The sequence below is a fragment of the Anabaena sp. UHCC 0187 genome, from assembly GCF_009712035.1.
In the GTDB taxonomy this organism is placed as follows: domain Bacteria; phylum Cyanobacteriota; class Cyanobacteriia; order Cyanobacteriales; family Nostocaceae; genus Dolichospermum.
In genome coordinates this window covers 1-3721 of the sequence record NZ_VILB01000010.1, presented here as the reverse complement: position 1 = coordinate 3721, position 3721 = coordinate 1, and the positions used below count along the sequence as shown (strand labels likewise).

The window sequence follows — 3721 nt, the reverse complement described above, 5'->3', positions numbered from 1 at the left end:
GGAGAAATTGTTTTTTATAGCAACGGACAAGGTGATTAGGACATCAATGGATAATGAAACGCCGACTACAACAGGGTTTTACTCCTGACTCCTGACTCGGTGACTCTTGACTCCTGCTATAATTCTGAATTTTCAATTGATTTCTTCTAGTTCCTATTTGCACCAACTGATACTTCTATTGATGGCTCTACAGTTTTTAGTTCTGCGTCTAGTGTGGGGAGGATGATTTCTTCTACTGGTTCAGGGATTTGGATAGGGATATCAGCACCATTGATAATAGCTCCTAAGAGGTTGATCTCATAATCCATGATTTGATTAATGGTTTCACCAAGTAAATTTTCCTGTGTGTAATTTGGCCGGGTTACTAACACCATGCCATCACTGTAAGGTTGAATTAATAGGGGATCATTGGAAAAACTGAGAGTGCTAGTATCTAAAATTACGAAATCATAACGCTCCCGCACATCTTCCATTAGCCGTTTCATTTCGCTAGATTCCATAATTGCCGCAGAGTGACGGACAGGCCCAGGGCTAGGAATAATATATAAATTTTCAATGTCTGGAACTATGCGAATACACTCACTCAAGCTAGAGTAATACTGTAGCGGTTCTAGGGCAGCATCAGCATCAAGATTAACATTTAAGGATGCAGACCGAGATGGCGATCGCAAATCCATTTCCATAATCAAGGTTCTTTTACCAGCACGGGCGGAAGCAATAGCCAAGTTATAAGCGCTGACTGTTTTACCTTCTTGACTACTGATGCTAGTAATTAACAGCACTTTAAAGTCTTTTCCACCAATTCGGCGTAAATTACTGCGGAATTTTTCATAAAATTCCAAATAGGGAGAATCGGAGGGAATAATTACTGGTACGACATCTTGATGAAAATTATCCAAAGGCATAATCGGCAATTCTCCCAATAGTGCCACCTCTTTTTCCTTCAGGCTGTCGCGGATATCTTCCTTGGTTTTGAAAATTCCTTCTAGAGAACCTAACAAGAATATGACTCCACCACCAACAATCAGACCGACGAAAGAACCGATAGCTATAGTTAGAGGGACACTCTTGGGTTTAACTACTTCAGCCGTAGCCACTGGTAAACTGGCAATGCTCAGACTGGATACAGTTTCTGCCTCTGCGGTTTTAGCATCTGTTAGCTTGGCCTGGATTTGGTCATAAATGGCTTTTTTCAGGAGAACAGCTTGCTCTAAACGCGATCGCTCTAATTGCTTATTCGGTATAATCGAGTAATCTCTTCGCAGTTTTTCTTCTTGTTGGACTTGCTGATTCAGTTGTTGTTGCAATGTTTCCCGTTGAGTTTGCAAAGCCACCATTTGGTTAGCTAATGCCTGTCTGGTCGGATCTAAACTGCTTTGAGTCCGAATCCCAGTTAAATCACCTTGAAGAGGAGCAGCTATACCTGCACCACCCAAGACCTCAGAAGCTCGGACTTTTAACAACTCCTCTGCTGCATCTTTCTGACGCTGTAATTGCACCATTGTCGGGTGTTGGGGTCGTAAATCTTTTCTGAGAACAGCCGTTTGTGATTCAACTTGATAAATTTGCGATCGCAAATTAGCAATAATCGGATCAGCGCTCAAGGCTGAAGCCACATAAGCCTGATTTACTGTCAATCCCAACTTATTTTCTAATGATTTAATTTGGGCATCAATCCCAGTAATAGTAAATCCAATTTGCCGTTGTTGATTCTGATTACTAGTAATTCCTGATAACAAACTGCCATTTTCTGCGGCTAATATGGCTGGTCGTTCTAAACGATCATATTTTTCTAATTTCCGTTCCGCAGTTTCCAGTTCTTTCTTTACCTGTGGTAGACGTTCGTTAACTTTTTGAATAATAGCTTTTAATCTAGCAGTATTAATTTCTGTACTCAACTTAATCATTGCTTGCATTAATTCTTGCAAGACTTCCTTGGCTCTATTATCGTCGTTATCTTTATATGTCAATGTAATAGTTGTTGATGTTAATTTGCCCAATTTATCCTTACTAGGCATTTTTATAGACAAATTTTTCCCAATTGTTATTGGCTTTAACTTCAGCTTTATTGCTACTGACTCAATTACTTGGTTGGATAATAAACTTGTGTCTGTTAATTCCTTCCCCTGCTCCTGTATTTCAGTACCAGTTTTTGAGAAAGACACAGTAGGCCCACTATAAGTTAATTCGCCTACTGCTGAGTAGTTAACAGGTGGATCTGGTAGCATAGCGACTACTGTTGAACCAATTACTGCTAGACTAAAGCTGGCTAATCCGATCCATTTATACTTTTCAAAAGCAATAAGATAGCGTTTAACAATGGGTGGAGTCATAGAACTAATTGGTAGTTGGTAATTGATCTAATTCTGATATTTTGCCTGTCACCTATCGCTGCTTTTATTGTTGTGTGCCTCCGAATAAACCGCTGCCAAAGTTTTGAAAGAATCTGAGAAAAGACTGAACATTAAAGAATGGTTGAGTAACAGTATTGAGTAAATTAGTAACTTTCCCGACCAAATTACGACCAATCACAATTACATCACTGTCTTGTAATGACACATTTTGGGCAGCATCACCCGCAAGAGCTTTTTTAGCATCTAATTTTTGGGTAATAGCTTTGCCTTGCTCAGGATCAAAACGAACTAAAGCAATATCACGGATATTAGCAGTATCGAGACGAATACCCACTAAAGCATCTATGAAGGTACTGCCATTGGGGAGGGACTGGGTAGCAATTCCTCCCGCAGCATAGTTTAACACTCGCACTTTAATCTGCGGTATGCCCAAATTTGAACGGGCAATTAGATTGCGATCATAACCTTCATCCGTACCAATTTCTCGTTGTGGTATAATTATTGCATCACCATCTTGCAGACGTAAATTAGGTGGTGATGTGCCGTTTTGCAAGGACGCATATAAATCAATTTTTTGTGAAATAATCGAACCATCAGTTAATTGACGACGTATTTGTACTTGTCTTAAATCTGCTTTTGCAGTTGAACCACCAGCCAATGGTAAAATATCAGTAATTTTGGGCATAGTCGCTGACGCAGAATATATTCCTGGTCGAAATACTTCACCAGTAATGGTCAGTTGCACAGGACGCATTGCCAACAAAGATACATCTACAATTTGATTAGGAGCAACTTTACTTAAAGCCAAACGAATTTTTGTCTGTGCTTCTTCCAAATTCAAACCTTGTACGGAAATTTTTCCTACTTGTGGGACGATAATATTACCATCTATGCCAATGGGGGCTTGAAAACTTGAGTCTGGGCGTTGTCCTACCAGTGATAAAACTGTTACAGGATTAATAATATAACGGTCTAACTGGAAGCGAATTTTTGCTTCTGCTTCTGACAAAGTTAAACCTTGTAAAGGAACTGTTCCCAGTAGTGGGACTATAATATTACCTTCTGGGTTAATTGCTGCTTGAAAACTCAAATCAGGAAACCGCTGTACATTCAAGCTAATCGCATCACCAATTCCTAAGCGATATATCCCCGGAGGACGCTGTACAGCAACACTAATTGTATCTCCTATCCCTAACAGATAATTGCTAAATTGTGGTGAAATTTCGTTATTTGTATTTGCAGGTGTGACGTTAGTGCTTTCAGGTGGTGAGGGTAATAACTGCGAGGGCGGTAAATTCTGCGCTAAAGCAGGATGAAATGCTGTTGTTACTTGAACAGTTATTAAACACAGGAAACTGAATTTACGG

At 39.8% G+C, this 3721-nt stretch carries 2 protein-coding genes; both read right to left on the bottom strand.

Features of this window, described 5'->3' with window-relative positions; genetic code table 11:
• Positions 1-146: 146 nt before the first annotated feature.
• Complete coding sequence (locus tag FJR11_RS08320) at positions 147-2333, bottom strand: tyrosine-protein kinase domain-containing protein (RefSeq protein WP_168503243.1); 2187 nt, start codon at positions 2331-2333, stop codon at positions 147-149.
• A gap of 64 nt (positions 2334-2397) precedes the next feature.
• Positions 2398-3721 (bottom strand): polysaccharide biosynthesis/export family protein (locus FJR11_RS08315; RefSeq protein ID WP_168503242.1); only part of this gene is annotated, 1324 nt, incomplete at its 5' end.